This is a genomic window from Streptomyces sp. NPDC028298 (genome assembly GCF_055565895.1).
Genome location: NZ_JBVHTL010000002.1, coordinates 592,091 through 618,073, shown reverse-complemented (window position 1 = coordinate 618,073; position 25,983 = coordinate 592,091). Strand labels below are relative to the sequence as shown.

20 protein-coding genes and 1 pseudogene are annotated in these 25,983 nt (G+C 70.0%); 10 read left to right on the top strand and 11 right to left on the bottom strand.

All coding sequences use genetic code 11. The features are described from left to right. Positions 1-33 precede the first annotated feature (33 nt). Positions 34-660 carry a DUF305 domain-containing protein gene (locus tag ACZ4TO_RS11275; protein WP_385042116.1) on the bottom strand — a complete coding sequence of 209 codons (627 nt, stop codon included), beginning with the start codon at positions 658-660 and terminating at the stop codon, positions 34-36. Next, positions 657-1,328 (bottom strand): DUF3105 domain-containing protein, encoded by a 672-nt coding sequence (locus tag ACZ4TO_RS11270; RefSeq protein ID WP_382781306.1) that lies wholly within the window; start codon positions 1,326-1,328, stop codon positions 657-659. The genes ACZ4TO_RS11275 and ACZ4TO_RS11270 overlap by 4 nt, the downstream gene beginning before the upstream one ends. Before the next feature lie 350 nt (positions 1,329-1,678). Between ACZ4TO_RS11270 and ACZ4TO_RS11265 the strand changes: the two genes are divergently transcribed. Further along, the gene (locus ACZ4TO_RS11265) at positions 1,679-2,113 is read left to right on the top strand and encodes an RrF2 family transcriptional regulator (RefSeq protein ID WP_468024027.1); all 435 of its coding nucleotides are present in this window, start codon (positions 1,679-1,681) and stop codon (positions 2,111-2,113) included. A 74-nt stretch (positions 2,114-2,187) separates the two neighbouring features. Here ACZ4TO_RS11265 and ACZ4TO_RS11260 read toward each other — a convergent pair whose 3' ends face one another. Beyond that, positions 2,188-3,390 (bottom strand): globin domain-containing protein, encoded by a 1,203-nt coding sequence (locus ACZ4TO_RS11260; RefSeq protein ID WP_468024026.1) that lies wholly within the window; start codon positions 3,388-3,390, stop codon positions 2,188-2,190. A gap of 325 nt (positions 3,391-3,715) precedes the next feature. Here ACZ4TO_RS11260 and glnA point away from each other — a divergent pair, with 325 nt between their 5' ends. After that, entirely contained in the window at positions 3,716-5,077 is a 1,362-nt protein-coding gene (gene glnA, locus ACZ4TO_RS11255; protein WP_385042113.1) for a type I glutamate--ammonia ligase, read from the top strand. Between the two features lie 396 nt (positions 5,078-5,473). Here the strand turns inward: glnA and ACZ4TO_RS11250 are convergent, their stop codons facing one another. After that, on the bottom strand, positions 5,474-6,451 hold the full coding sequence (locus ACZ4TO_RS11250) for a DUF5677 domain-containing protein (RefSeq protein WP_468024364.1): 978 nt from the start codon (positions 6,449-6,451) through the stop codon (positions 5,474-5,476). A gap of 423 nt (positions 6,452-6,874) precedes the next feature. Between ACZ4TO_RS11250 and ACZ4TO_RS11245 the strand changes: the two are divergent. Together ACZ4TO_RS11245 and ACZ4TO_RS11240 are read left to right on the top strand one after the other, a co-directional pair. Then, positions 6,875-6,961 (top strand): annotated as a pseudogene (locus ACZ4TO_RS11245) (glutamine synthetase); the annotation flags it as partial. Positions 6,962-7,129: 168 nt separating this feature from the next. After that, complete coding sequence (locus ACZ4TO_RS11240; RefSeq protein ID WP_468024025.1) at positions 7,130-8,746, top strand: metallophosphoesterase family protein; 1,617 nt, start codon at positions 7,130-7,132, stop codon at positions 8,744-8,746. On the opposite strand, the gene ACZ4TO_RS11235 is transcribed toward ACZ4TO_RS11240, so the two are convergent. Further along, a complete protein-coding gene (locus tag ACZ4TO_RS11235) occupies positions 8,703-9,233 on the bottom strand; it encodes a hypothetical protein (RefSeq protein ID WP_468024024.1) in 531 nt (176 codons plus the stop codon). The genes ACZ4TO_RS11240 and ACZ4TO_RS11235 overlap by 44 nt on opposite strands. 323 nt (positions 9,234-9,556) lie before the next feature. Here ACZ4TO_RS11235 and ACZ4TO_RS11230 point away from each other — a divergent pair, with 323 nt between their 5' ends. After that, positions 9,557-10,792, top strand: coding sequence for an LPXTG cell wall anchor domain-containing protein (locus tag ACZ4TO_RS11230; protein ID WP_468024023.1), 1,236 nt, complete (start codon positions 9,557-9,559; stop codon positions 10,790-10,792). 26 nt (positions 10,793-10,818) lie between these two features. Here ACZ4TO_RS11230 and ACZ4TO_RS11225 read toward each other — a convergent pair whose 3' ends face one another. The 4 genes from ACZ4TO_RS11225 to ACZ4TO_RS11210 all read right to left on the bottom strand — a co-directional run bounded on the left by ACZ4TO_RS11225 (position 10,819) and on the right by ACZ4TO_RS11210 (position 14,895). Beyond that, on the bottom strand, positions 10,819-11,838 hold the full coding sequence (locus ACZ4TO_RS11225; protein ID WP_468024022.1) for a TolB family protein: 1,020 nt from the start codon (positions 11,836-11,838) through the stop codon (positions 10,819-10,821). Continuing rightward, the gene (locus ACZ4TO_RS11220) at positions 11,835-13,448 is read right to left on the bottom strand and encodes an MFS transporter (RefSeq protein WP_468024021.1); all 1,614 of its coding nucleotides are present in this window, start codon (positions 13,446-13,448) and stop codon (positions 11,835-11,837) included. Before ACZ4TO_RS11220 ends, ACZ4TO_RS11225 begins: the two co-directional genes overlap by 4 nt. Before the next feature lies 1 nt (position 13,449). After that, complete coding sequence (locus ACZ4TO_RS11215; protein WP_468024020.1) at positions 13,450-14,337, bottom strand: alkaline phosphatase family protein; 888 nt, start codon at positions 14,335-14,337, stop codon at positions 13,450-13,452. A gap of 120 nt (positions 14,338-14,457) precedes the next feature. Next, positions 14,458-14,895, bottom strand: a complete 438-nt coding sequence (locus ACZ4TO_RS11210; protein WP_385042105.1) for a VOC family protein — start codon at positions 14,893-14,895, stop codon at positions 14,458-14,460. 146 nt (positions 14,896-15,041) lie between these two features. Between ACZ4TO_RS11210 and ACZ4TO_RS11205 the strand changes: the two genes are divergently transcribed. Continuing rightward, a complete protein-coding gene (locus ACZ4TO_RS11205) occupies positions 15,042-18,053 on the top strand; it encodes a bifunctional [glutamine synthetase] adenylyltransferase/[glutamine synthetase]-adenylyl-L-tyrosine phosphorylase (protein WP_468024019.1) in 3,012 nt (1,003 codons plus the stop codon). A 43-nt stretch (positions 18,054-18,096) separates the two neighbouring features. Here the strand turns inward: ACZ4TO_RS11205 and ACZ4TO_RS11200 are convergent, their stop codons facing one another. Both ACZ4TO_RS11200 and ACZ4TO_RS11195 read right to left on the bottom strand, forming a co-directional pair. Further along, on the bottom strand, positions 18,097-18,957 hold the full coding sequence (locus tag ACZ4TO_RS11200) for a phosphatase PAP2 family protein (RefSeq protein ID WP_468024018.1): 861 nt from the start codon (positions 18,955-18,957) through the stop codon (positions 18,097-18,099). Between the two features lie 131 nt (positions 18,958-19,088). Then, positions 19,089-20,123, bottom strand: coding sequence for a LacI family DNA-binding transcriptional regulator (locus ACZ4TO_RS11195; RefSeq protein WP_385042103.1), 1,035 nt, complete (start codon positions 20,121-20,123; stop codon positions 19,089-19,091). Between the two features lie 468 nt (positions 20,124-20,591). On the opposite strand from ACZ4TO_RS11195, the gene ACZ4TO_RS11190 reads away from it, so the two are divergent. From ACZ4TO_RS11190 to ACZ4TO_RS11175, 4 genes are all read left to right on the top strand, one after another. Beyond that, positions 20,592-21,869 (top strand): extracellular solute-binding protein, encoded by a 1,278-nt coding sequence (locus ACZ4TO_RS11190; protein WP_382781273.1) that lies wholly within the window; start codon positions 20,592-20,594, stop codon positions 21,867-21,869. Positions 21,870-22,002: 133 nt separating this feature from the next. Beyond that, a complete protein-coding gene (locus tag ACZ4TO_RS11185; RefSeq protein ID WP_382781269.1) occupies positions 22,003-23,007 on the top strand; it encodes a carbohydrate ABC transporter permease in 1,005 nt (334 codons plus the stop codon). A 13-nt stretch (positions 23,008-23,020) separates the two neighbouring features. Beyond that, positions 23,021-23,929 (top strand): sugar ABC transporter permease, encoded by a 909-nt coding sequence (locus ACZ4TO_RS11180; protein WP_382781266.1) that lies wholly within the window; start codon positions 23,021-23,023, stop codon positions 23,927-23,929. Between the two features lie 234 nt (positions 23,930-24,163). Beyond that, the gene (locus ACZ4TO_RS11175; RefSeq protein ID WP_382781263.1) at positions 24,164-25,843 is read left to right on the top strand and encodes a glycoside hydrolase family 13 protein; all 1,680 of its coding nucleotides are present in this window, start codon (positions 24,164-24,166) and stop codon (positions 25,841-25,843) included. Positions 25,844-25,983 lie beyond the last annotated feature (140 nt).

Genomic DNA, 25,983 nt, shown 5'->3' with positions numbered 1-25,983 from the left:
GTCCCCGAGCCCGTCCCCCTGGCCCGGAGGGCCCTAGTCGCGGGCCTTCGCGCCGCGGGCCTTCAGCATGTCGGCCATCAGCTTGATCTCCGACTGCTGGGCGTCGACCATGCCCTGCGCCAGCCGCTTCTCCACGCCGACCGTGCACTTGGCGACACAGCCCTCGGCCATGTGGATGCCGCCCTTGTGGTGGTCGGTCATGAGCTGGAGGTAGAAGACCTCGGCCTGCTTCCCGTTGAGCGTGCCGAGCCGCTTCATCTCGGCGTTCGTCGCCATGCCCGGCATCAGCGAGCCGTCCTTGCCGGAGGACATGTCACCCATGCCCATCCAGGTCATCGGCGCGTCCGCGGACACCTTCGGCAGCTCCCACAGGTCGAGCCAGCCGAGCAGCATGCCCCGCTGATTGGCCTGCGTCTGCGCGATGTCGTACGCGAGACGCCGTACCTCCACGTCCTTGGTGCGGTCCCGCACGATGTAGGACATCTCGACGGCCTGCTGGTGGTGGACCGCCATGTCCCGGGCGAACCCCGCGTCCGCCGAGTCGGCGGCGGGCGTGCGCGTCCCGGAGTCGCCGCCGCCGTCGGCGACCGCGTACGTGATCGCCCCGGCCGCGACGAGAACGGCCGCCGCGGCCCCCGCGATCCACCCGACGTGCCTCACTGGGACAGGCCGTTGGTGCAGGCGGCGCCCGGCTCGGGCGTCTGCTTGCCCTGCACGAACTCGGAGAGGAACGCGTCGACGTTCTTGTCGCTCGCGCCGGTCACCGAGCGCTGCTTGCCCCAGGCGCTCAGCATGATCGGGTCCTTCTGGTCCTCGACCGGGCTCATCAGCGTGTACGGGGTCTTCTTGACCTTGGCCGCGAGCGCCTTCACGTCGGCCTCGGACGCCTTGCTGTTGTACGTCACCCACACCGCGCCGTGCTCCAGGGAGTGCACGGCGTTCATGGGGTTCACGGCCTTGGCGTAGACGTCACCGTTGCAGTTCATCCAGACCTGGTTGTGGTCACCGCCGACCGGCGGCTCCATCGCGTACGACACGGTCTTGGTGACGTGGTTGCGCGACAGTGTGCCCTTCCAGGTCTTCACCCCGTCCGCGCCGGTGACGAAGTGCCCCGACGCCTGCTTCGCGTCGCTCGCCGTGTCCTTCTTGCCGTCGTCGGACTGCGACTGGACGAGCACGACAGCACCGGCGACGAGGCCGGCGACGACGACCGTGCTCGCCGCGATCACGAGGAACCGGTTGCGCCGCTCGCGGGCGCGCTCGGCACGGCGCAGCTCCTCGATACGGGCCTGGCGCGATCCGGTGCTGGTGTTCTTGGCGGAACCCATGGCGAGTCCTTATGAGGATGGGACGGTCGGGTGCGCCGATCGTAATCGGACCCCGTGCGGCGTCGGCAGGGAGGGCACAGGAATGGCCCAGGGACTGCACGGGATTGGCCGAAGAAGGGGGTGGACGCGGGCGGGGAGCTGTGCGTGGGCGAGGAGCTGTGCGCGGGCGGGGGGATGTGCGCGGCACCCGCTCGGGCCGACGGGCGGCGGAGCGGGGCCGGACGGCGGGGAAGCGGGGTCCGCCGCTGGGGAAGCGGGTCGGCCGGTGGTCCGGCCGATGGCGAAGCGGGTCCGGACGTGCCCGGAATGAAAATTTGAACCGGAGATGCGCATTACCTACCCTGGCGGGTATGCGGTTGCTGCGCTCCACCGACCTGGCCCTTCGCGTCCTGATGCGACTGGCCGTCGCCGACGGCTCGACGCCCACCACGCGCGAGGTCGCGGACGACATGCGGGTCCCCTACACGCACGCCGCCAAGGTGGTCGCCGAACTCCAGCACCTCGGGCTGCTCGACGCCCGGCGCGGCAGGGGAGGCGGTCTCACGCTCACCGAGAAGGGGCGCGGGGAGTCCGTGGGGGCGATCGTGCGGACCTTCGAGGGGGAGGGCGACGTCGTCGAGTGCGAGGGCGACACGCCCTGCCCGCTCGTCTCGGCGTGCCGGCTGCGGGGCGCCCTGCGGCGGGCCCAGGAGGCCTTCTACGCCTCGCTGGACCCGCTCACGGTCGCCGACGTCGTCGCCGAGCCGACCGGGCCCGTACTGCTGGGCATCAGCCGAAGGCCGTAGCGGTCCGGACCGGTGGGCCATGTCGACCGTCTGTGGTCCCGGGGCGTGCCGACCCGCTGCTGCCTCGGATCCGGTCAGCGCTGGGCCAGCCAGAGGTCCGGGCCGAACACCTCGTAGTGGATGTCGGACGCGGGCACGCCCTTGGCGAGGAGCTGGGTCCGTACCGCCCGCATGAACGGCAGCGGACCGCACAGGTAGGCGTGCGTGCCCGGCCGCACGGTCACTCCGGAGAGGTCGACCAGACCGGTCCGCTCGGCGGGGTGGCCCGGCTCGGGCCGCTCGTACCAGAAGTGCGTCTCCGCGTCGGCGAGCTTGCCCGCGAACGCCTCGTGGTCGGCGCGCAGCGCGTGCTCGGCGGGGGAGCGGTCGGCGTGCACGACGGTGACGGGGGCCTTGTGGCCGGAGATCGCGAGCTGCTCCAGCATGGCGATCACCGGGGTGACGCCGATGCCCGCCGAGGCGAGGAACAGCGGGGCGTCCGTGTCGTCGAGGACCAGGTCGCCGTACGGCGCGGAGACCTGAAGGAGGTCGCCCTCGCGGACGTGGGCGTGCAGATGGCCGGAGACCTCGCCCTCGGGGCTCGTCACGCCGTTCTCGTCGGCGCGCACCCGCTTGACGCTGATCTGGCGCACCGGGGAGCCGGGCGCGCTGGAGAGGCTGTACTGGCGGATCTGCCGGGCGCCGTCCGGGAGTTCGACGCCGACGGAGACGTACTGGCCCGCGCGGAAGTCCGGCAGGGGCGCTCCGTCGGCCGGGCGGATCCGGAAGGTGGCGACGTCGTCGGTCTCCTCGACGCGCTCGGTGACCACCCAGGGGCGCAGGGAGCCGTCGTCCGCGTTCTCGTCGTACAGGCGCTTCTCGATGGCGATGAGGGCGTTCGCCATGAGCCAGTAGACCTCGTCCCAGGCGGCGGCGACCTCGGCGGTGACCGCGTCGCCGAGGACCTCGACGATGGCGGCGAAGAGGTGCTCGTGCACGACCTTGTACTGCTCGGGCGCGACGCCCAGGGAGGCGTGCTTGTGGGCGATGCGGCTCAGCATCGCGTCGGGCCGCTCGTCGGGGTGCTCGACCAGATGGGTGGCGAAGGCGGCGATGGATCCGGCCAGGGCCTGACGCTGGGTGCCGGCGGCCTGGTTGCCGCGGTTGAACAGGTCGCGGAGCAGTTCGGGGTGGGCGCTGAACAGCCCGCCGTAGAAGCGCTCGGTGATCTCGCCTATGGCGGCGCCGACGACGGGGAGGGTCGCGCGCACGGTGACGGCGGATTGTTCGGACAGCATCAGGACTCCTCAAAGCCGGGGCGGGAGCGGTGGGTTGCGCCGCTCCGCATGGATCGCACACTAATAAAACTTGTATCTGAGATGCAAATTAAAGCTCCGGGGAGGGGTGGGTACCGGCCGGGCCTTACGGGTGGGGGTGTGAGCAGGCAGTATGTGCGACAGAGCAGGACACCTGCCGTACGCGAGGCGTTCAGGCCGAGGTCGCCCGGCCGATCATGGTCCGCAACGCGCATGAAATGGTGTTGTGGTGGGATGCTCAGGTGCGCCGATCGTCTTCGAGGCGTGGGAGCAGGCGGCCTGACCAGCAAGGATGGGGAAGCGGAAGATGGACAAGCAGCAGGAGTTCGTGCTCCGGACGCTGGAGGAGCGTGACATCCGGTTCGTACGTCTGTGGTTCACGGACGTACTCGGCTTCCTGAAGTCGGTGGCCGTGGCCCCGGCCGAGCTGGAACAGGCCTTCGACGAGGGCATCGGCTTCGACGGCTCGGCCATCGAGGGCTTCGCCCGCGTGTACGAGTCCGACATGATCGCCAAGCCCGACCCGTCCACCTTCCAGGTGCTGCCCTGGCGCGCCGAGGCCCCCGGCACGGCCCGGATGTTCTGCGATATCCTCATGCCGGACGGCTCCCCGTCCTTCGCGGACCCGCGCTACGTCCTCAAGCGCGCCCTCGCCAAGACCTCGGACCTGGGCTTCACCTTCTACACCCACCCCGAGATCGAGTTCTTCCTGCTGAAGGACCGCCCGCTGGACGGCTCGCGGCCCACCCCGGCCGACAACTCCGGCTACTTCGACCACACCCCGCAGAACGTCGGCCAGGACTTCCGTCGCCAGGCCATCACGATGCTGGAGTCGATGGGCATCTCGGTCGAGTTCAGCCACCACGAGGGCGCCCCCGGCCAGCAGGAGATCGACCTGCGCTACGCCGACGCGCTCTCCACGGCCGACAACATCATGACCTTCCGGCTGATCATGAAGCAGGTCGCGCTGGAGCAGGGTGTCCAGGCCACCTTCATGCCGAAGCCGTTCTCGGAGTACCCGGGCAGCGGCATGCACACCCACCTCTCCCTCTTCGAGGGCGACCGCAACGCGTTCTACGAGTCCGGCGCCGAGTACCAGCTCTCCAAGGTCGGCCGCTCCTTCATCGCGGGCCTGCTCCGGCACTCCGCGGAGATCGCCGCCGTCACCAACCAGTGGGTCAACTCCTACAAGCGCATCTGGGGCGGCTCGGAGCGCACCGCGGGCGCCGGCGGCGAGGCCCCCTCGTACATCTGCTGGGGCCACAACAACCGCTCCGCCCTCGTCCGCGTCCCGATGTACAAGCCCGGCAAGACCGGCTCGGCGCGGGTCGAGGTCCGCTCGATCGACTCGGGCGCGAACCCGTACCTCGCCTACGCGCTGCTCCTGGCCGCGGGCCTGAAGGGCATCGAGGAGGGCTACGAACTCCCGCCGGGCGCCGACGACGACGTCTGGGCCCTCTCCGACGGCGAACGCCGCGCCATGGGCATCGAGCCCCTCCCGCAGAACCTGGGCGAGGCCCTGGCCCTGATGCAACGCAGCGAACTCGTCGCCGAGACCCTCGGCGAGCACGTCTTCGACTTCTTCCTGCGCAACAAGAAGGCGGAGTGGGAGGAGTACCGCAGCGAGGTCACGGCGTTCGAGCTGCGGAAGAACCTGCCGGTGCTGTAAGCGCAGGCGAGAGTTTCTACGGTCCAGCCCGCGGGGCCCACGGTCATCGACCGTGGGCCCCGCGGCTGTCCTCACCGCTCCTGGGCCGTCTGTGGGCCGTCAGGGGCCGGAGCCCCCTATCGACGCAGCCCCGCAGGGGGCACTTGTGTGCACGGCCTGCTGCGGCGCCGGCTGAAGGGCAGTCCCATAGCAGTCCTGCGGGACCAAGAATTGGTCAAGCTCATCGTGCCGGTACCCTACGACTGATCAATAGCATTTGACGGGGCGGCAGGAACAGGCGTGCCAACGCGGAATACTTGGATGCCGCGGCACATCTCCAATGCGTCAGGGTTTCCCGAAATAGGATATTGAGTGGAGCATCAAGAAAACCTACGCGCAGTGCTTCGCTATCTCGCTTCAATCCTGGGCTCGCTCGGGTTTCTGCAAGATAGACTCTGCCGGATACCAGTTACATCTAGAGCTCACTGTAAGCGCTACCCCATGCACTGCCACCGTGACCGGTTTTCCATCAAGATCTGTCTTGAAGTAATCTGGAACGCTCGAACCGAGGTGACTTCTCGCTCGACCTTCATGGATGTTCGCATCTGTGGGCGGAGTGGCTGGCGTGATGACCGAGAATGCCGGTTCCCAGAGGAACCACCTTGACCCGCCAGCCGGGTAGAGAGCCAAAATGGCTGTTGGCCGTGGCGGCGGCGAATCCGGCCAGAGTTGCTTATCGAGCCACTCGCAGGCGTTCTTGTATATTGGCCATGATCTAATCAGTAGGTTGAGGGCGTCAATCAGTTCGTGAGCGTCTATCCCGTCAATAATTTCAATCCTGCGGCACAAGTCGCGAAAAAACGACAACCCTTCGGGGTATGCCAACACCGCTAGTTCAAGGGATGGGCCGACGCGGTGAATCGGTAGCCCCTGGCCGTGCGCCTCTCTCCTGGTACCCAAGGTTCCGCCGAAGCTCCCATGCGTCACCTGTGACAGCAGTCGGTAGGTGTCGTATGACGAACCGAAACCGCAGATCTCCGCGCGCTCACGAATACTTACCGCTGCCCAATCTCGTGCGAATGCTGTCCCGTATTTCCTTCGAACTTCTTGAAGCTTGTGTCTATTCTTGCCATCGATCTTTTTGAGGCGATGCAACTCCCGCCTTCGCTGAACACTGCTCAAAAGCATCACGCCGCGCCGCATTTTTGCAAGCAAGTCGAGTGTTACCGATTCGTGCGCAATGTACCGCTCCTGGGCTTCTTCGTAAGCTGACACCCAACAATAATTCACGAGATGTTCGTAGAGGGAACGAGAAGTTCGGGCGCAGTTGCGGCCGTCACCCTCGCGCAATTGATTGATCAGCGAATTAAAGTCGTTTATGGCGTGATTGAAGATCGATGTTCGAGCGTGATCGTTAATTCTCGGCCAGTAGTTCCGGGAGGCGTAGAGGAGGGTGCGTTCTACTTCCTCGATCGCCGGGTCAAGGGTTCCAGCGCTTTTCTGAGGTTCACAACGGCCTCATTGTTGACCCCTAGGCCAGCGCGTTGTGAGGGAGGGACAGAGGAATCGACGCGGCTGTACATTTCCATACTTCCCCCTCGTCCCGTTAAGAGTTTGGACATACTACCCTTTCGTCAAAGGAGCGGGAGAGTGTTAACGGTTGTCCTGGGCACTGCCCAGGAGACGGCTTCGCTCGTGTCGTCTCTGGGCCGTCGCGAGGCGACCTCCACCCACCAAGACGACCGCCAACGCCCCTTCGTGCACGGCTCAATGGAGGCAGAACTCTGGTTTCGAGGGGCCGAAGCTTCATCCCGTCGCTTCCTCCGCGACAAGAAGGCGGAATGGGAGGAGTACCGCTCCGGGGTCACCGTCTTCGAGCTGCGGAAGAACCTGCCGGTGCTGTAAGGGATGGGCAGAGAGATTCCTTGAGGTTCAGCACGCGGGGTCCACGGTCTGTGACCGTGGGCCCCGCGGCTGTTCGTCGGTCTTCGCGCGGACGTCCCGGCTCGTCCCTACAGTGTGGGGACGAGCCGTCTCCGGGGTGGGGTCGGCCGTGGCTTTCCCGGGGGCTACATGGGACTCCGTTTCGACCTGCCTACTTCCGCCGTCGTCGGCTATCTGCTGGCTCCGGACCGCGAACCGCCCCGGCTGGGGTACGGCGAGATCGAGTACTTCCTGCTCGCCCTGAGCCGAAGGCATGATCAGTTCGTCTCCTCCTCGCGTCACTTCGCCGACGACCTGCGGAACCGGGCGGCCGAATCTCTCGGCCGCCTGCGGGACACAGGACCGGATGTGACCGGCACCAGGTCCGGTGTCCTTCCTGGCCGCACGGTTCGGCGGGTGCTGGAACCGCTGACAGATGTGGTCCGGGGCTATGACGTGGTCGTCCTGCCCATCGGCTCCCGCAAGGACCGGCGGTGGCTCGACAGTTTCGCCCGCGAAGCGGCGCTCGCTCCGGGGCACGGACTGCTCGTCCTCATCCCCACCTTGTACGAGCCGGAGGTGAACGCCCGGGTCCTGGACCCCGACGAAGGGGTGACCGACGCCCTGAAACGACGCGACGAATGGCCCGGAGCCATCTTCGCGATCCGGGGTGAGGGTTCCTTCTTCCTCCCCCTCGATGCCGCCTACCGCGCAGTCGCCGATCTGACCACGTACGGCGACTGGGATCCGGTGCTGCGAGGGGTACGGAACGACGCGGAACGCGGGGCCGCGCGCGCCCGTGCGACCCGTCGGCGCCTGCTGCATCTCAGCGATCTCCACATCGGTGCCCGCAAGCCGAACCAGCTCCGCCAGTACCTGCGCAGCGCTGTGGCCCGGTTCGAGCCGCTGGACCGGGTGGTCGTCACGGGAGACCTGTTCGACCAGCCGTTTCCGGAGTACCGACAGCAGTACATCGACTTCGAGAACCAGTTACGAGAACTGACCCGGGCCGAGCCCATCGTGGTGCCCGGCAACCACGACCAGCGGATCCTGGGCAACAGGATCAGCCGGCTGGGGCGGCGCCGGGAGGAACTGGTCGACCTACGGTGGGACCGAGGCCCTGTGCACGACTCCGACGCCGGAATCGTGTTCCTCTGCTTCGACTCCTCCCGGACCGGCCTGGCAGCGCGCGGCGGAATCGGCATCGAACAGTTTGTAGACGTCGCCACGCGCTATGACGCTGCCCGGCAGGTGGCGTCGTTCGACGACTGCCTTCGCATCGCGGTCCTGCACCATCACCCCTATCCCTACCCGCTGGAGGGAGAGGTCCCGGTGATCGGCTTCGGGACCGGCCGCAAGGAGCGGCGTCCGGGTCGGGTGCTGCGGGAGCGCTTGCTGGAGATGGAGGATGCGGAGCGGTTCCTGACATGGTGTGCCGCTCGCGACGTGAGCCTCGTTCTGCACGGGCACCGGCACCGGCCCCGGCTGATCAGCGATCGAATCCCCACGGGCGACAGCTCCCGTGCGTCGCATTCCCTGCTCACCGTCGGCTGCGGAGCCTCTCTCGGAGCGGGCGACGGCCCGCTGTCGTTCAACGTGATCGACTGGAACCAGAAGACGGGCGGCTGGACGGTCGACTTCCAGGTCAGTGAGAACGACGCCCGGGGGTTCCGCTCGGCCGTTGTGCAGGAGGTGACGGGCCGCGGGGACGACGACGGAAGGGTCAGACGGGCGGGGCGACGTGGGGAAGCTCGACCGTCCGGTTGACCCGTGCCCACCGCAGCCGGGGTGGGTGCGCCGCGCCCACGTCCTCGGCGAGCTGGTGCCGCAGTTCGCTGGCGAGATGCCGGATCAATCGCGACTCGTCCTCGCTGAGAGGTTCGGCGGCGGCTGCGCCGGGGGCGCCGTCCCGTCCCAGTTCGATCAGCGCGTTCTGGACCGCGAGGTAGCAGCCCTTCGCCGCGGGCGTGAGGAACATGCCGCCCGCCGCCTCCCCGAAGTACCAGTCGTGGAAGGTCTCCCAGTGCTCCAACAGCTTCGCCCTGTCCGGTTCGTGCCCCGGCCGCCAGCGTCGCGGGATGCGCTCGGTCAGGTGGAAGAGCCGTGCGTAGTGCTCAAGACGACGGTCGCGCAGGGCGACGTCATAGGCGTGGCTCAGCTGCATCAGCATGCCCGAGCGATTGGTCACATAGCCGGCCACGGCGCCGGCCAGACCGCCGAACGCGGCCCCGAGCAGGCCGATGAGAACGGTCATCGCCACCCCCGTCACCGGCCGCAGCGCCATCCCCCAGGCACAAGAACACAGCCGGTCGCCACCAGGCTGCCACAGCGTCTTCCGGCTCGGTACGGGGCGTCCCGGACCAGGCGGCACATCCACGGAAGACCACAGCCTCGGCCGGTCGGGGGCCGTAGCGACGGAGCCGGATCACCGCAGCGCCGGATTCGGGGGGCGTCGCGCCGTCCACCCTGCTCCTCGCGAACCCGCGTACAACCCTCGGCGCCCTTCAGGTGTCCAGGACATGGCCGGACGGAGAAGCTCCGGTCCTTGTCCGGCCGGTCGTCCTAGGAGATCCCACCGTGCGCCAGCGCATCCGCACCTCGCAGCTTCGCAAGCCGGCGGCCTTCGTGGCCGCCGCCGCGTTCGTCGCGGCCGTTCCCGCGGTTGCCGCGGCCCCGGCGTACGCCGATCCGGGCGAGGCCTCCTTGGAGATGTCGACCCTGGCGACCGCGTCGCCCAAGCCGGGCGAGGTGTACGACAAGAACGTCGTCATCACGAACAAGGGCACCGCGGCGGCGGACGGCTTCACCTTCCGGGTGCGGCTGACCCGCGGGCTCGACTTCCCCGAACAGGTGCAGGGCTGTACCTACTCGACCATCGCCGACCAGGTCAGGCAGGCCGTCTGCGAGCTCGACACCGTCATCGCGCCCGGCGCCTCGGTCGAGACGCCCGTACGGTTCAAGGCGCTGCCCAAGGCGCTGATGGAGGAGGTCGAGTACGGCACCTCGGCCACGGGCGCGCTTCCGGGCGAGGGATTCAGCGAGAGCTACCGCCGGCTCGACCTGACCGCCGACAGCTTGGCCGACCTCGTCGCGCTCGGCGAGGACACCGAGGCCCTCGCGGGCGGGCAGCAGTCCATCAACGTGGGACTCCGCAACGACGGCCCCGGCTGGGTCCGGGTCCAGACGAGCGACGACCAGCCGGCGCTCATGGTGCGGATCCCGAAGGGCACCACTGCCAGCCAGGTCCCCGACGACTGCTCGCCGTTCGGGATCGACGGCCCGAACGCGCCCGGAGGGACGCCGGGCCGTGCCGTCTACGTCTGCACGCCCGACGACCACACCATCGAGGTCGGCCAGACCCTCACGTACACGTTCATGCTGGACGTCGCGAAGGGCACGAAGACCACCGACGGCTCGGTGAAGGTGACCTCCGTCTACGACATCCACCCGGACTTCGACAAGAACGCCGCCAATGACACGGCCAAGATCCACGTCGCCATCCCCACCGACAACGAGGAGGACCCCTCCCCGACGCCCTCCGCCACCTCCCCGGGAACCTCCACCGGCGGCAACGACCACGAGGGCCAGTCCACCGGCGGCTCCGGCGGCTCCGGCGGTACGAGCGGCACGGGCGGTACGAGCGGTACGGGCTCCACGTCGGCCGGCTCCACCACCGGTGACGTCGACGGCAGCCTGGCGAGCACCGGCTCCGACGGCACCCCGGTCCTCGCCGCCGCGGCGGCGGCCACGGCCGTCCTCGGCGGCGGCCTGGTGCTGGCCGTCCGCCGTCGCCGCGCCGGCGCCGGGTCCTGACGCTCCCTGCCGGCCGGGGGGAGTCCCTAGCCCACGTACGCGGGTGACACGGCCGCGGTGCTGACGCGCCGCGGCTTTCCCGTGCCGTCGGACGGCAGCGTCCACAGGTCGGCGCCGTAGTCGCCGGGGAGCGCGTAGACGAGGGTGTGATCGTCGCGCCAGACGACCTGGTCGTCGACGCTGCGGGACTCGGCGAGCGCCGTCTCGTGCCCGGTGCCCAGATCGAGGACGTACAGATGCCAGGGGGCGTCCTTGGGAAGGCCCTTGACGCGCTTCTTGAAGGCGACCCGGGTGCCGTCGGGGGAGAGGGACGGGCACTCGACGTTCGTGTGCAGGGTGGTGACGGTGCGGGCGGCCAGGTCGCCGCGGACGAGATAGGTCGTGCCGCGCGTGGCCATCGTGGCGTAGAACCCGCGGTCGTCGGCCGTGAAGGTGACGCCCCAGAAGTTGACGTCGGCCGACCGGTAGGTCCTGCCGTCCTTCACCACCCGGTACTCCTCCAGGGACGGCGTCAGCCTCCCCGTACGGGTGTCGACGATCGCTGCCCGGGTGGAGAAGTTCGTGCCCGCGTACGAGTCGCCGCCCACGAACGCCGTCCAGGCGGCGTACCGACCGCTGGGCGAGACGCGGGCCCGGGACGGGATGCCGGGCACGTCGTAGCGGGCCCTCTCGCGCAGCGAGGCGTCGAGGATCACCGCCCGGTAGGTGTCCTGGACCGCGCCGTGCGCCGCCTGGAGGCACACCCCGGTGCCCGAGGCGGCGTAGAAGCGCAGGCACTTGACCTTGGACGCGACGCGCGGCCCCGACGGGTCGGACGCCGGGACGGACGTCAGCTCGTCGCGGTGCGGGCCCCACGCCATGTTCCGGAACACCAGGCGCCGGGAGTCGGTCAGGGAGACCGGCCCCGCCGTGATCCGCGGGCCGCCCGGCTGCGCCCGGTCGCGGCGGTCCGCGCGGGCCGAGGCGTGCAGCACGGAGGCCGTCGCGACGCCCGCGAGGACGAGCAGGGCCGAGACCAGGACCAGGATGCGGTTGCGCAGCGTCATGCGAGGCGGCCTTCCGGAGAGGTGCGGCGGACGGGGCGCAGGCTCAGGGAGAACAGCGTGCACAGGGCCAGTGCCACGGCGGACGCCATGAGCGCCGTACGGTCCCCCCACGCCGTCCAGGCCGCGCCGAAGGTGAGCGAACAGACGAAGCGAGCCAGTGCCTGACCCGTCTGGACCAGGGCGAGCCCGGACGACCGCAGTTCCTCGGGCACGCTGTCGGAGGCCGCGGCCATGAGCACGCCGTCCGTCGCCGCGTAGAAGCCGCCGTGCAGGAACAGGACGGCGAACGGCAGCGCCGTACCGTGCCAGGACGTCAGCAGCAGGCCGTACGCGAGGAGCAGGGCGCCGTGGCCGGCCAGGAACACCCGCCACCGGCCGGCCCGGTCCGCGAGTCGGCCCAGCGGTACGGCCAGCAGCAGGAACGCGGCGGCGGTGCCGACGGGCAGCAGCGCGAACCAGCGGTCCGGCACCCCGAGTCTGCGCTGGAGCAGCAGGAACATGAACGAGTCGCTGACCGTGGCGAGCCCGAGCAGGAGCGCACACAGCGCGATGCCGCGCAGCTCCCGCCGGCGCAGCAGCGCGAGCGCGGCGCGCAGGGTGGGACGGGGCGCGGCCCGTTCGGCGGGGGAGGAGGCGGTGATGGCGGGGGCGGCCAAGGCGGCGCCGGCCAAGGCGGCGCCGGGCTCGGCAGGTGGCTGCGCGACGGACGCCCCCCGCCCGGGTGGCGTCGGTGGCACGGACGCGGCCCGCGCGGCCGGTGTCTCCCGCACGGAAAGGTCCCGCCCGGCCGGTGTCCAAGCCGTGGGCTTGGCCTCCGCGGCCGACCTCCCCGCCGCGGACGCGGCCCGCGCGGCCGGTGTCTCCCCCACGGACAGGTCCCGCCCGGCCGGTGTCCCAGCCGTGGGCGTGGTCTCCGCGGCCGGCCTCCCCGCCGCGGACGCGGCCCGCGTGGACGGGCCGCCCGGTACGAACAGGACCAGGACCAGCACCCCCACCACGGCCACGCAGAAGCTCACCGTGAACACAGCGTCGTAGCCGTCGACGGTCGCCCGGAGGATCAGGAACGCGACGAGCGGGCCGAGCAGGGCGCCCGCCGTGTCCATCGCGCGATGCACGCCGAAGGCGCGGCCGCGGGTCTCGGGGCTGCTCGACAGGGAGATCAGGGCGTCGCGCGGCGCGGTGCGCAGGCCCTTGCCGGTGCGGTCGGCGGCGAGGACCAGGCCGATGGGGGTCAGGGTCTGGGCCACCAGGAGCAGCGGTTTGCAGACGGCCGACAGGGCGTATCCGGCGCCCGCCACCCACTTGTGGCGGCCGCCGCCCCGGTCGGCGAGATGTCCTCCGGCCAGGCGGACCAGGGCCGAGAAGCCGTTGTAGATCCCGTCGAGGAGCCCGAAGCCGAGCGGGGACAGGCCGAGGCTCGCCACCAGGTACAGGGGGAGCACGGCCGTCACCATCTCCGAGGAGACGTCGGTGATCAGGCTGACCGTGCCGAGCGCCAGCACCGTGGGCCCGACCGCGGTGAGGCGCCGCCCGGCGCGGGGCCGGGCGGCGCTCTCCGCGGACGCCGCCGCTGTCTCCGGTGCACCGGCGCGGCTGTCCGCAAGGTACATGTCAGGACGTCCAGATGCCCGTGATGTCCTTGGCGGAGGCGGCGTTGCCGGCGTGCGAGAGGCCGTGCATGTCCTCCAGCGTGCGCAGCAGGTCGTAGTGGTTGTACGTGGTGGAGGACGAGGAACCGGCGGTCACCTGCTGGCCGTACAGCACGGTCGGGATCTTGTTGCCGGCGAGCCGGTTGTCCTCGTCGAAGGTGACGACGAGCAGGCTGTTGTGGGTCTTGGCCCAGGTGGCGTACGCGCCCAGCTTGTTCTTCAGCCAGGTGTCACCGGTGGACACCGAGCAGTCGTGCATGTCGCTGCACAGGTTCGGGACCACGAAGGAGACCTGCGGAAGCGTCGTGTAGTCCGTCGGGAACTGGGTGAAGGTCTTGGCGCTGGACGTCGGGACGTTGCTGAAGCCGAACCAGGGGTTGTGCTTGCGGGCGTAGTTCCCGCTGCTGCACGTGGTCGAACCCTGGCTGGGCAGCGTCTCGTTGTAGCTGCCCCAGGTCTTGCCCGCGGCGATCAGCTCGGAGGCGAGGTTCGGGGCGGAGGAGAAGCCGGGGGTGTAGCAGCTGTCGTCCGTGATGCCCTGGGTGGAGCCGGAGAACAGGGCGAAGTAGTTGGGCTGGCTCGGGTGCGTCTCGGCGTACGACTGGGAGAGGTTGGCCCCGCCGGTCTTGAGCGAGTTGATGTACGGGGCGCTGGAGGAGCCGATCACCTGGCTGTACGCGTGGTTCTCGAAGACCACGACGACGACGTGGTCCGGGGTCGGGACCGCGGCCGCGGCGTGCGCGGGAGCCGAGCCGGCGAAGCCCGTCCACAGCCCGACCGCGGCCGCGGTGAAGGCGAGGGCGGATGCCACGACGGCACGGCTGCGGGTGTACACGTTTCTGCCGGACACTTCAGACCTCCGGTGGGGGGAGATACGACGGTGGCGGTGCGGACAGAGCATGCGCACGCCAACATTCCCCCGACCCACGCCCCTCAACCGGAGGGGTGAAGATCGGATGAACTGCTGCCGTCAGTGATCACGGGCCAGTTGGCCCAGCACCTGGTGCAAGGGCTCCTTCGCCCGGCGGCGGTACTCCTGGATCGCCCAGCCGTTTCCGTCCGGGTCCTTGAAATACATGAAGGTGGCCCCGTCCCGCGGAGCGAACGCGACCGGCTCGCTGACCTCGAGGCCGCGGGCGGTCAGCTCCTCGTACGCCGCCGCGGCGTCCTGCACGCACAACTGCATCCCGTGGTACGTCCCCGGCCGCGGCGTGCCCGTCGGGACCTCGAGCCCGTCCACGAGCGCGATCGAACACCCGGACCCGGGCGGTGTCAGCTGCACGATCCGCACCCCCTCCATCACCTCCCCGTCCAGGTCGACATGGAAGCCGACCTTGTCCCGGTAGAACTCCTTGGCCCGGTCCACGTCGGACACCGGCAGCAGGATCACTTCGAGGGTCATGTCCATGGCTTGACTCCCTTGTCGTACGGCTCATGGCTCTGTCCACAGAAGCCCAGACCGGTGCGGGGCGCCACCCTGGAGACCGGGGTTAGGCTCGCTTCGCACGACCTTGATCCGATGATCCGTGCGGTGAGATCCGACAGGAGGCCGGGATGACGGCGCCGGGGCGCAGGAGCAGTACCTTCACGCGGCTGCTGCGGCACGGCTTCACCGATCCGTCGGCGGCCGAGGGGCTCCTGGAGGGGCCCGAACTGGCACCCGTGCGGTCCGACCCGGTGCTCCTGGACGCGCTGGGCGCCACCGCCGACCCCGACCTCGCGCTGCTCGGACTCGTCCGCCTCGTCGAGGCCCAGGACGGCCCGCCGGCCCAGCGGGAACTCCTCGACACGCTGATCGCCGCCAAGCCGCTGCGGGACCGCCTGCTCGGGGTGCTCGGAGCCTCCGCCGCGCTCGGCGACCACCTCGCCCGGCACCCGCACGACTGGCAGGCCCTCGTCACCTACGAGGCGCGGGACCTGCATCCCGGGGTCGAGGAGTTCGAGCGGGGACTCGCGGGCGCCGCGGACCCCGTCTCGCTGCGCGTCGCCTACCGCCGCTGCCTGCTGTCCATCGCCGCGCGCGACGTGTGCGGCACCACCGACCTCGCCCAGACCGCCGCCGAACTCGCCGACCTCGCCACCGCGACCCTGCGCGCCGCGCTCGCCATCGCCGCCGCCGCCGCGCCCGAGGACGCCGCGCTGTGCCGGCTCGCCGTCGTCGCGATGGGCAAGTGCGGGGGACACGAGCTGAACTACGTGTCCGACGTCGACGTGATCTTCGTCGGAGAGGCCGCCGAGGGCGCCGACGAGGGGAAGGCCGTGCAGGCGGCCACCCGGCTCGCCTCGCACATGATGCGGATCTGCTCGGAGACGACCGTCGAGGGCAGCATCTGGCCGGTCGACGCCAATCTGCGCCCCGAGGGACGCAACGGCCCCCTGGTGCGCACGCTCAGCAGCCATCTCGCCTACTACCAGCGGTGGGCCAAGACCTGGGAGTTCCAGGCCCTGCTCAAGGCCCGCCCGGTCGCCGGGGACCTGGAGCTGGGCGCGGAGTACGTCGCCACGCTGGCCCCGCTCGTGTGGCACGCCGCCGAGAGGGAGAACTTCGTCGCCGATGTGCAGAAGATGCGGCGCCGGGTCGTGGAGAACATCCCGGCCGCCGAGATCGAACGGGAGCTGAAGCTCGGCCCCGGCGGTCTGCGGGACGTCGAGTTCGCCGTACAGCTCCTGCAGTTGGTGCACGGCCGGGCCGACACGACCGTGCGCAGCGGCACCACCCTGGACGCCCTGAAGGCGCTCGCCGCGGGCGGATACGTGGGGCGCGCCGACGCCGTACAGCTCGACGACGCCTACCGCTTCCTGCGGTCGATGGAGCACCGCATCCAGCTCTTCCGGCTGCGGCGCACCCATCTGGTGCCGACGGACGAGGCCGATCTGCGCCGGATCGGACGGTCGCTCGGGCTGCGCGTCGACCCGGTCAAGGAATTGAACCGGGAGTGGAAGCGGCACGCGTCCATGGTCCGGCGGCTGCACGAGAAGCTGTTCTACCGGCCGTTGCTCGACGCGGTCGCCCAACTGGCCCCGGGTGAGGCCAGGCTGAGCCCGGACGCGGCCAGGGAGCGGCTCGTCGCCCTCGGATACGCCGATCCGGCGTCCGCCATGCGCCATCTGGAGGCGCTGGCCTCCGGGGTCAGCCGCAAGGCCGCCATCCAACGGACCCTGCTCCCCGTGCTGCTGGGCTGGTTCGCGGACTCCGCGGACCCCGACGCCGGTCTGCTGAACTTCCGCAAGGTGTCCGACGCACTGGGCAAGACCCCTTGGTACCTGCGGCTGCTGAGGGACGAGGGCGCCGCCGCCGAGAACCTCGCGCGGGTGCTGTCGGCGGGCCGGCTCGCCCCCGACCTGCTGATGCGCGCGCCCGAGGCGGTGGCCCTGCTGGGCGACGGGGAGAGCGGCGGCCTGGAGCCGCGCGGCCGGGCCCAGCTCGAACAGGAGATCCTCGCCGCGGTGCGCCGGGCCGACGGCGGCGAGCAGGCCGTGACCGTTGCCCGTGGGGTCCGGCGCCGGGAGCTGTTCCGCATCGCCGCGACGGACATCGTCGCCAGCTACGGGACCGAGGAGACGCCGGCCGTCGCCGACCAGGGGGCGCTGGTCGATCTCGTCGGCGGCGCGGTCTCGGACCTGACGGCGGCGACGCTCGCGGGCACCCTGCGGGCCGTGGTGCGCGACGGCTGGGGCGACACGCTCCCCACCCGGTTCGCGGTCATCGGGATGGGCCGCTTCGGCGGCCACGAGCTCGGCTACGGCTCCGACGCGGACGTGCTCTTCGTGCACGAGCCCCGCGAGGGCGTGGACGAGCAGGAGGCGGCGCGCGCCGCGAACGCCGTCGTGTCCGAGATGCGGCGGCTGCTCCAGCTCCCCAGCGCGGATCCGCCGCTGCTGATCGACGCGGATCTGCGGCCCGAGGGGAAGTCCGGGCCGCTGGTGCGCACCCTGAAGTCGTACGAGGCCTACTACCGGCGCTGGTCGCTCGTGTGGGAGTCGCAGGCGCTGCTGCGGGCGGAGGTCGTGGCCGGGGACCCGGACCTGGGGAGCCGGTTCGTCGAGCTCGTCGCCCCGCTCCGGTATCCGGCGGAGGGCCTGGGCGAGGAGGCCGTACGGGAGATCCGGCGGCTGAAGGCCCGGATGGAGTCGGAGCGGATGCCGCGCGGCGCCGATCCGACCCTGCACACCAAGCTGGGGCGCGGGGGTCTCTCCGACGTGGAGTGGACGGTCCAGCTCATCCAGCTCCGGCACGGCTGGGCCGAGCCGGGCCTCAGGACGACCCGGACCCGCGAGGCGCTGGCCGCGGCGAGCGCGGCGGGACTGCTGTCGACGGAGGACGCGGCGACGCTGGACGAGGCCTGGGTGCTGGCCACCCGGGTGCGCAACGCCGTGATGCTCGTCCGGGGCCGGGCCGGCGACACCTTCCCCTCGGACGGGCGGGAGCTGGCCGCCGTGGGCCGCTATCTCGGATACGACCCGGGGCACGTCGGGGACATGCTCGACGACTACCGGCGCACCACCCGGCGGGCCCGGGCCGTGGTGGACGAACTGTTCTACGGGGCGGCCCCCGGCGGTCACTGAACGTGACCGCCGCATGGTCGCCCGTCGGCGGGGCGGGTGGTGTTCACTGCGTCGTCCGCAGGACCGGTGCCCCGCGTGTCCCCGGGACCCACTGCGGCAGCGCGTACGGCAGAGCGCCGTACCACAGGAGCGTGACCAGGAAGCCGAAGGCGAGGCAGAGCAGGCCGCCCACCGCGTCCAGCCAGAAGTGGTTGGCGGTGGCGACGATGACCACGAGGGTGGCCGCCGGGTAGAGGACGCCGAGGATGCGCGCCCAGGGGGCCTTGGCCAGCGCGAAGACGGTCAGCCCGCACCACAGGGACCAGCCGATGTGCATGGACGGCATCGCGGCGTACTGGTTGGACATGTGTTTCAGGTCGCCGGAGGCCATCGAGCCCCAGGTCTCGTGGACCGTGACCGTGTCGACGAAGGTGCTGCCGGTCATCAGACGGGGTGGCGCGAGCGGGAAGAAGTAGTAGCCGACGAGGGCCACCACCGTGGTGGAGAGAAGCGCGAGACGGGCCGCCGCGTAGCGGCCGGGATGACAGCGGTACAGCCAGACCAGGACACTCAGCGTCACCACGAAGTGCAGGGTCGCGTAGTAGTAGTTCATCCCGATGATCAGCCACCCGACCGAGTTCACGGCGTGGTTGACCGACTCCTCGACGGCGATGCCGAGGTGGTGCTCCATCCGCCAGATCCAGTCGGCGTTGCGGAGCGCCTCGCGTCTCTGCTCCGGCACGGCGTTGCGGATCAGTGAGTACGTCCAGTAACTCACGGCGATGAGCAGGACTTCGAACCAGAGGCGGGGGCGACGCGGGCTCCGCATACGGCGCAGGAGTCTGTTCCCCGCGTTCTCCTCCGCGACGGGCTGTGGAGTGGCCTGATCCCGGCCTTCCAGTGTCGTCACGGTCGAATCACCCATAGGCACAGAGTCTGCCAGAAAAGCCTTCCCTCACCGATGATGCTCTGGTCGGGTCCTGGCCGCATTTTCTACGCCCGTGGGAGTGCTTCGCCCCCTTTGTCATCCTTCTCGGGGGCGATGTGGCGTCCTGCTCAGGGACGATTCCGGTCCCCGGGGGCGGAAGCGGTCGAACCGCGCACCACGAGTTCCGGCATGAACACGAACTCGCTGTGCGGCGCGGGCGTCCCGCCGATCTCCTCCAGCAGCGTGCGCACCGCGGCCTGGCCCATGGCCGGCACCGGCTTGCGGACCGTCGTGAGCGGCGGGTCGGTGAAGGCGATCAGCGGGGAGTCGTCGAATCCCACGACCGAGACGTCCGTGGGCACCTCCAGGCCGCGCTGGCGCGCCGCCCGTATCGCGCCGAGGGCCATCATGTCGCTGGCGCAGACGATCGCCGTGCAGTGGCGGTCCATGAGGGCGTTCGCGGCGGCCTGGCCGCCCTCCAGCGTGTACAGCGAGTGCTGGACCAGTCGCTCCTCGACGTCCGCGGGGTTCAGGTCGAACTGCTCCTGCATCGAGCGCACGAAGCCCTCGATCTTGCGCTGCACCGGCACGAACCGCTTGGGGCCGAGGGCGAGTCCGATGTTGGTGTGCCCGAGCGAGGCGAGGTGGGTGACCGCGAGAGCCATCGCGGCGCGGTCGTCCGGGGAGATGAAAGGCGCCTGCACCTTGGGCGAGAAGCCGTCGACCAGGACGAACGGGACACCGCGGCCCCGCAGTTGCTCGTAGCGCTGCATGTCGGCCGAGGTGTCGGCGTGCAGGCCGGAGACGAAGATGATGCCGGCGACCCCGCGGTCGACCAGCATCTCGGTCAGCTCGTCCTCGGTGGAGCCGCCCGGGGTCTGGGTCGCGAGCACCGGGGTGTAGCCCTGGCGCGTCAGGGCCTGCCCGATCACCTGCGCGAGGGCAGGGAATATCGGGTTCTCCAGCTCGGGGGTTATGAGGCCCACCAGGCCCTCGCTGCGCTGCCGCAGGCGCACCGGGCGCTCGTAGCCCAGCACGTCGAGCGCGGCCAGGACGGACTGGCGTGTGGTCGCGGCGACGCCCGGCTTCCCGTTCAGGACGCGACTGACCGTCGCCTCACTGACCCCCGCCTGGGCTGCGATGTCGGCAAGCCGTGTGGTCACAGGATTGGACTGTACCGGTCGCATCTCACCCTGCCCACCAACCAGACGCCGTGTGCGGGCGGTTGCTCGGCCCGCTCCGGGCTGCTGCGTCATCGCGCTCCCTCGTGTTCTGGTCGGCTCGGTGTCCCGTGCGTGCGCCGCGCGGGAAGGGGTGGCTCCTGCAAGGCACTGACGGCCGATGATCCCTGTATGCGACATCCGTGGCAAGAGCTTGCAGAGTCTTGCACAGACGTCCGTATGTCTGCTGAGCGGCCTGGTAGCGGGGTTTCGGGACGGTCGCCACCAGGTCACGGCCGCATAACTGTCGTTAGGTCTTTCACTTTTTTGCTGCAAGACCTTTCGCGCCGCTTACATCGCTGTTACGTTCCAGTCGCCCGGCGGACGCAACGGCGCAGTCGGCAAGTCGGCAAGGGGACCGGGCGGGACCGGTTCCCCACCTACTCGGGCTTTCACCCTCAAGGAGAACTCATGCGGCGTGGCATAGCGGCCAGTGCGCTGGTGGCGTCTTTCGCCCTCGCGGCGACGGCCTGCGGCGGCAGCGGCAGTGACAGCAGCGACAAGGCCGGCGGGCCGGTCACCATCACGTGGTGGGACACGTCCAACGCCACCAATGAGGCGCCGACGTACAAGGCCTTGGTCAAGGAGTTCGAGGCCGCCAACAAGAACATCAAGGTCAAGTACGTCAACGTGCCCTTCGACCAGGCGCAGAACAAGTTCGACACGGCCGCCGGTGCCTCCGGCGCCCCGGACATCCTGCGCTCCGAGGTCGGCTGGACCCCGGCCTTCGCGAAGAAGGGCTACTTCCTGCCCCTCGACGGCACCGAGGCCCTGAAGGACCAGGCCAAGTTCAAGTCCAACCTGATCGAGCAGGCCAAGTACGACGGCAAGACCTACGGTGTGCCGCTCGTCACGGACACCCTGGCGCTCGTCTACAACAAGGCGCTCTTCCAGAAGGCCGGCATCACCGAGGCGCCCAAGACGTGGAGCGACCTGAAGAAGGACGCCGCCACCATCAAGGCGAAGACCGGCGTCGACGGCTACTGGGGCTCGACCCAGGCCTACTACGCGCAGAACTTCCTCTACGGCGAGGGCACCGACACCGTCGACGCCTCCGCCAAGAAGATCACGGTGAACTCCGACGCCGCGAAGAAGGCGTACGGCACCTGGCTGGGCCTCTTCTCCGGCAAGGGCCTGCACAAGGCCGACACCACCGCGGACGCCTACGCCCACATCCAGGACGCGTTCGTGAACGGCAAGGTCGCCGCGATCGTCCAGGGCCCGTGGGAGATCACGAACTTCTACAAGGGTTCGGCGTTCTCGGACAAGGCGAACCTCGGCATCGCCACCGTCCCGGCCGGCTCCACCGGCAAGGCGGGCGCCCCGACCGGCGGTCACAACCTCTCGGTCTACGCCGGTTCGGACAAGGCCCACCAGGCCGCCTCGCTGAAGTTCGTCAACTTCATGACGTCGGCGAAGTCCCAGGCCGCCATCGCGCTGAAGAACTCCACGCTGCCGACGCGTGACGACGCCTACACCGACGCCGTCAAGGCCGACCCGGGCATCGCCGGCTACGGCACGGTCCTCTCCGCCGCCCAGCCGCGCCCGGCGCTGCCGGAGTACAGCTCGCTGTGGGGCCCGCTCGACACCGAGCTGCCCAAGATCGCGGGTGGCAAGGAGTCCCTGGACAAGGGTCTGAGCAACGTCGAGCTGGCCATCGCCAAGCTGGTGCCGGACTTCAGCAAGTGAGCCCGTGTGGCCGCCGGACCCGCCCCGTCCCGACCTCGGTCGGGACGGGGGGACCCCCGAGAGACCGGGGGACGGACCCGGCGGCCACCGGCTGTGTGCGCCCAAATCCTGATCTTGCAGAAGGTGTCGAACCATGACAGTCGCCATCGACCGCGCGACCGGCAAGCGCCGCGGTGACCGAGCACCGCGTCCCGGCCGGATGCAGCGTCTCAAGCACTCGTACCAGAAGTACTGGTACGCGTACGCGATGATCGCCCCGGTCGTCGTCGTACTCGGCGGATTGGTGCTCTATCCGCTGGTTCGGGGCCTCTACCTGACGCTCACGGACGCCAACAGCCTCAACTCGGCCCGCACGATCGGCGTCAACCACATCGACGCCACCTACAAGTTCATCGGGCTGGACAACTACAAGGACATCCTGTGGGGTCCGACGTCGTACGACCGCTTCTGGTCGCACTTCATCTGGACCATCGCCTGGACCGTCATCTGCGTCGCCCTGCACTACTGCGTCGGCCTGGGCCTCGCGCTGCTGCTCAACCAGAAGCTGCGCGGCCGTACGGTCTACCGGCTGATCCTGGTGCTGCCCTGGGCCGTGCCGACCTTCGTCACCGTCTTCGGCTGGCGCTTCATGCTCGCCGACGGCGGCATCATCAACTCCATGCTCGACGCGCTGCACCTGCCGGCACCCTCCTGGCTGGAGGACACCTTCTGGCAGCGCTTCGCCGCCATCATGGTCAACACCTGGTGCGGTGTGCCGTTCATGATGGTCTCGCTGCTCGGCGGACTGCAGTCCATCGACGCGACGCTGTACGAGGCAGCCGAGATGGACGGCGCCAACAAGTGGCAGCAGTTCCGCTTCGTGACCCTGCCGGGCCTCAGGTCGGTCAGCTCCACCGTCGTACTCCTCGGCATCATCTGGACCTTCAACCAGTTCGCCGTGATCTTCCTGCTCTTCGGCAGCACCGCGCCGGACGCGCAGATCCTCGTCACCTGGGCGTACTACCTCGGCTTCGGACAGCAGCCGCGTGACTTCGCCCAGTCGGCGGCCTACGGCATGCTGCTGCTGGCCATCCTGATCGTCTTCACCTCCTTCTACCGCCGCTGGCTGAACCGCAATGACCAGCAGCTCGCGATCTGAGGCGGGAGTCTCCATGAGCACCACCACACTGCAGACGCCTCCGGCCGACCAGGCCACCGGGTCCGCCGAGCCGCCCCGCCCCGCGCGCGGGCGCGGCCGGCGCAGCCTCGCCGGCTCGCTCGCCTCCCACGGCATCCTGACCGTCGCGAGCCTGGTCGCGCTGTTCCCGATCGCCTGGCTCGTCTACCTGTCCCTCGGCCCGGACAAGGACGACTACCTGCACCCCGGACGCATCTGGGACACGATGACGTTCGACAACTACACCTTCGTGCTCCAGCACACGAACTTCTTCGAGTGGATGAAGAGTTCGCTCATCGTGTCGCTCGGCACCACGGTCATCGGCGTGATGGTCGCGGCCACCACCGGCTACGCGGTCTCGCGCATGCGCTTCCCCGGCTACAAGAAGTTCATGTGGGTCCTGCTGGTCACCCAGATGTTCCCGATCGCCGTGCTGATCGTGCCGATGTACCAGATCCTCTCGGACCTGCAGCTCATCGACAGCTACTTCGGCCTGATCCTCGTCTACTGCTCGACGGCGGTGCCCTACAGCGCCTGGCTGCTCAAGGGCTACTTCGACACCATCCCGTTCGAGATCGACGAGGCCGGCCGGGTCGACGGACTGAGCCCCTTCGGCACCTTCTTCCGGCTGATCCTGCCGCTCGCCAAGCCGGGTCTCGCGGTGGCCGCGTTCTACAACTTCATCACCGCGTTCGGTGAGGTCGCCTTCGCCTCGACGTTCATGCTGGACGACTCGAAGTACACCTTCGCCGTCGGCCTCCAGAGCTTCGTCAGCGAGCACGACGCGCAGCGCAACCTCATGGCGGCCACCGCCGTGCTGGTCGCGATACCCGTCTCCGCCTTCTTCTACCTCGTGCAGAAGAACCTGGTGACCGGACTCACCGCGGGCGGCACGAAGGGCTGATCCGCGAGGACGCCCCCGAAACGCCCAGACTCCCGCGCGCTCAGCGCGCGCGGGTGGCGGCCGCGGTGCCCATCCGACCCCGCCAGTACCGCGGCCGCCTCATCCCCCCCGCCCCGACGCCTCCCGCCCCGTGCTCCCGGCCTCGCGCGAGCAGGGGTCCTGCCCCCACACCCGATTTCCTCCCCACCCCCGGCAGCGCCCGGAAGCGGGGACCCTCATCGCATCAAGGACGCCATGAGCCAGCACTCCGCCGACCAGGCCCCGAACTCCGTTCTCGCCACCGTCGCCGCGCATCGCGACTGGTGGCGCGACGCGGTGATCTACCAGGTCTATCCGCGCAGCTTCGCCGACAGCAACGGCGACGGCATGGGCGACCTGGAGGGCGTACGTTCCCGACTCCCGTACCTGCGCGACCTCGGCGTCGACGCCGTGTGGCTCAGCCCCTTCTACGCCTCGCCGCAGGCCGACGCCGGCTACGACGTGGCGGACTACCGGGCCGTCGACCCCATGTTCGGCAACCTGCTCGACGCCGACGCCCTGATCCGCGACGCCCACGGCCTGGGTCTCCGGATCATCGTCGACCTCGTGCCCAACCACTCCTCCGACCAGCACGAGTGGTTCAAGCGCGCGCTGCGCGAGGGCCCCGGCTCCTCGCTGCGCGACCGCTACCACTTCCGCCCCGGCAAGGGCGAGGACGGCGAACTGCCGCCCAACGACTGGGAGTCCATCTTCGGCGGCCCGGCCTGGACCCGCGTCACCGAGCCCGACGGCACCGCCGGCGAGTGGTACCTGCACCTCTTCGCGCCCGAGCAGCCCGACTTCAACTGGGAACACCCGGCCGTGGGCGACGAGTTCCGCTCGATCCTGCGGTTCTGGCTGGACATGGGCGTCGACGGCTTCCGTATCGACGTCGCGCACGGCATGGTCAAGGCGGAGGGCCTCCCCGACCTCGGCGGCCACGACCAGCTCAAACTGCTGGGCAACGATGTCATGCCGTTCTTCGACCAGGACGGCGTGCACGACATCTACCGCCAGTGGCGCACGATCCTCGACGAGTACTCGGGCGAGCGCATCTTCGTCGCCGAGGCGTGGACGCCCACCGTCGAGCGCACCGCCAACTACGTGCGCCCCGACGAGCTGCACCAGGCCTTCAACTTCCAGTACCTGGGCTCCCACTGGGAGGCCGAGGAACTGCGCTCGGTGATCGACCGCACCCTCGACGCGATGCGTCCCGTGGGCGCGCCCTCCACCTGGGTGCTCTCCAACCACGACGTCACCCGGCACGCCACCCGCTTCGCCAACGAGGCCGGCCTCGGCACCCAGATCCGCACCGCGGGCGACCGCGAGCTCGGTCTGCGCCGGGCCCGCGCCGCGAGCCTGCTGATGCTGGCGCTGCCCGGTTCCGCCTACGTGTACCAGGGCGAGGAGCTCGGCCTGCCCGACGTCGTCGACCTGCCAGACGAGGCGCGCCAGGACCCGGCCTTCTTCCGGGGCGCCGGACAGGACGGCTTCCGCGACGGCTGCCGGGTGCCGATCCCGTGGACCCGCACCGGCCCGTCGTACGGCTTCGGCGACGGCGGAAGCTGGCTGCCGCAGCCGGCCGAGTGGGCCGAGCTGAGCGTCGAGGCGCAGAGCGGCGTCACGGGCTCCACCCTGGAGCTGTACCGCGACGCGCTGGCCGTGCGGCGCGAGCGCGCCGACCTCGGCGCGGGCGACAGCGTCACGTGGCTGACCGCCCCGGAGGGCGTCCTCGCCTTCCGGCGCGGTGACTTCGTGTGCACCGCGAACACCGGCTCCAAGGCCGTGACCGTCCCCGCCCACGGCCGGGTGCTCGTCGCCAGCGGCGAGGTGACCGTGTCGCAGGACGGCCAGGCGACACTGCCCGCCGACACCACCGTCTGGTGGGCCGTCTGAACCACGCGTGACCTGACCCGCGCGTGACACGACCCGGGGGGGGGGGGGGGGGGGGGGGGGGGGGGGGGGGGGGGGGGGGGGAAGGAGGGGGGGGGGGGGGGGGGGGGGGGGGGGGGGGGGGGGGGGGGGGGGGGGGGGTA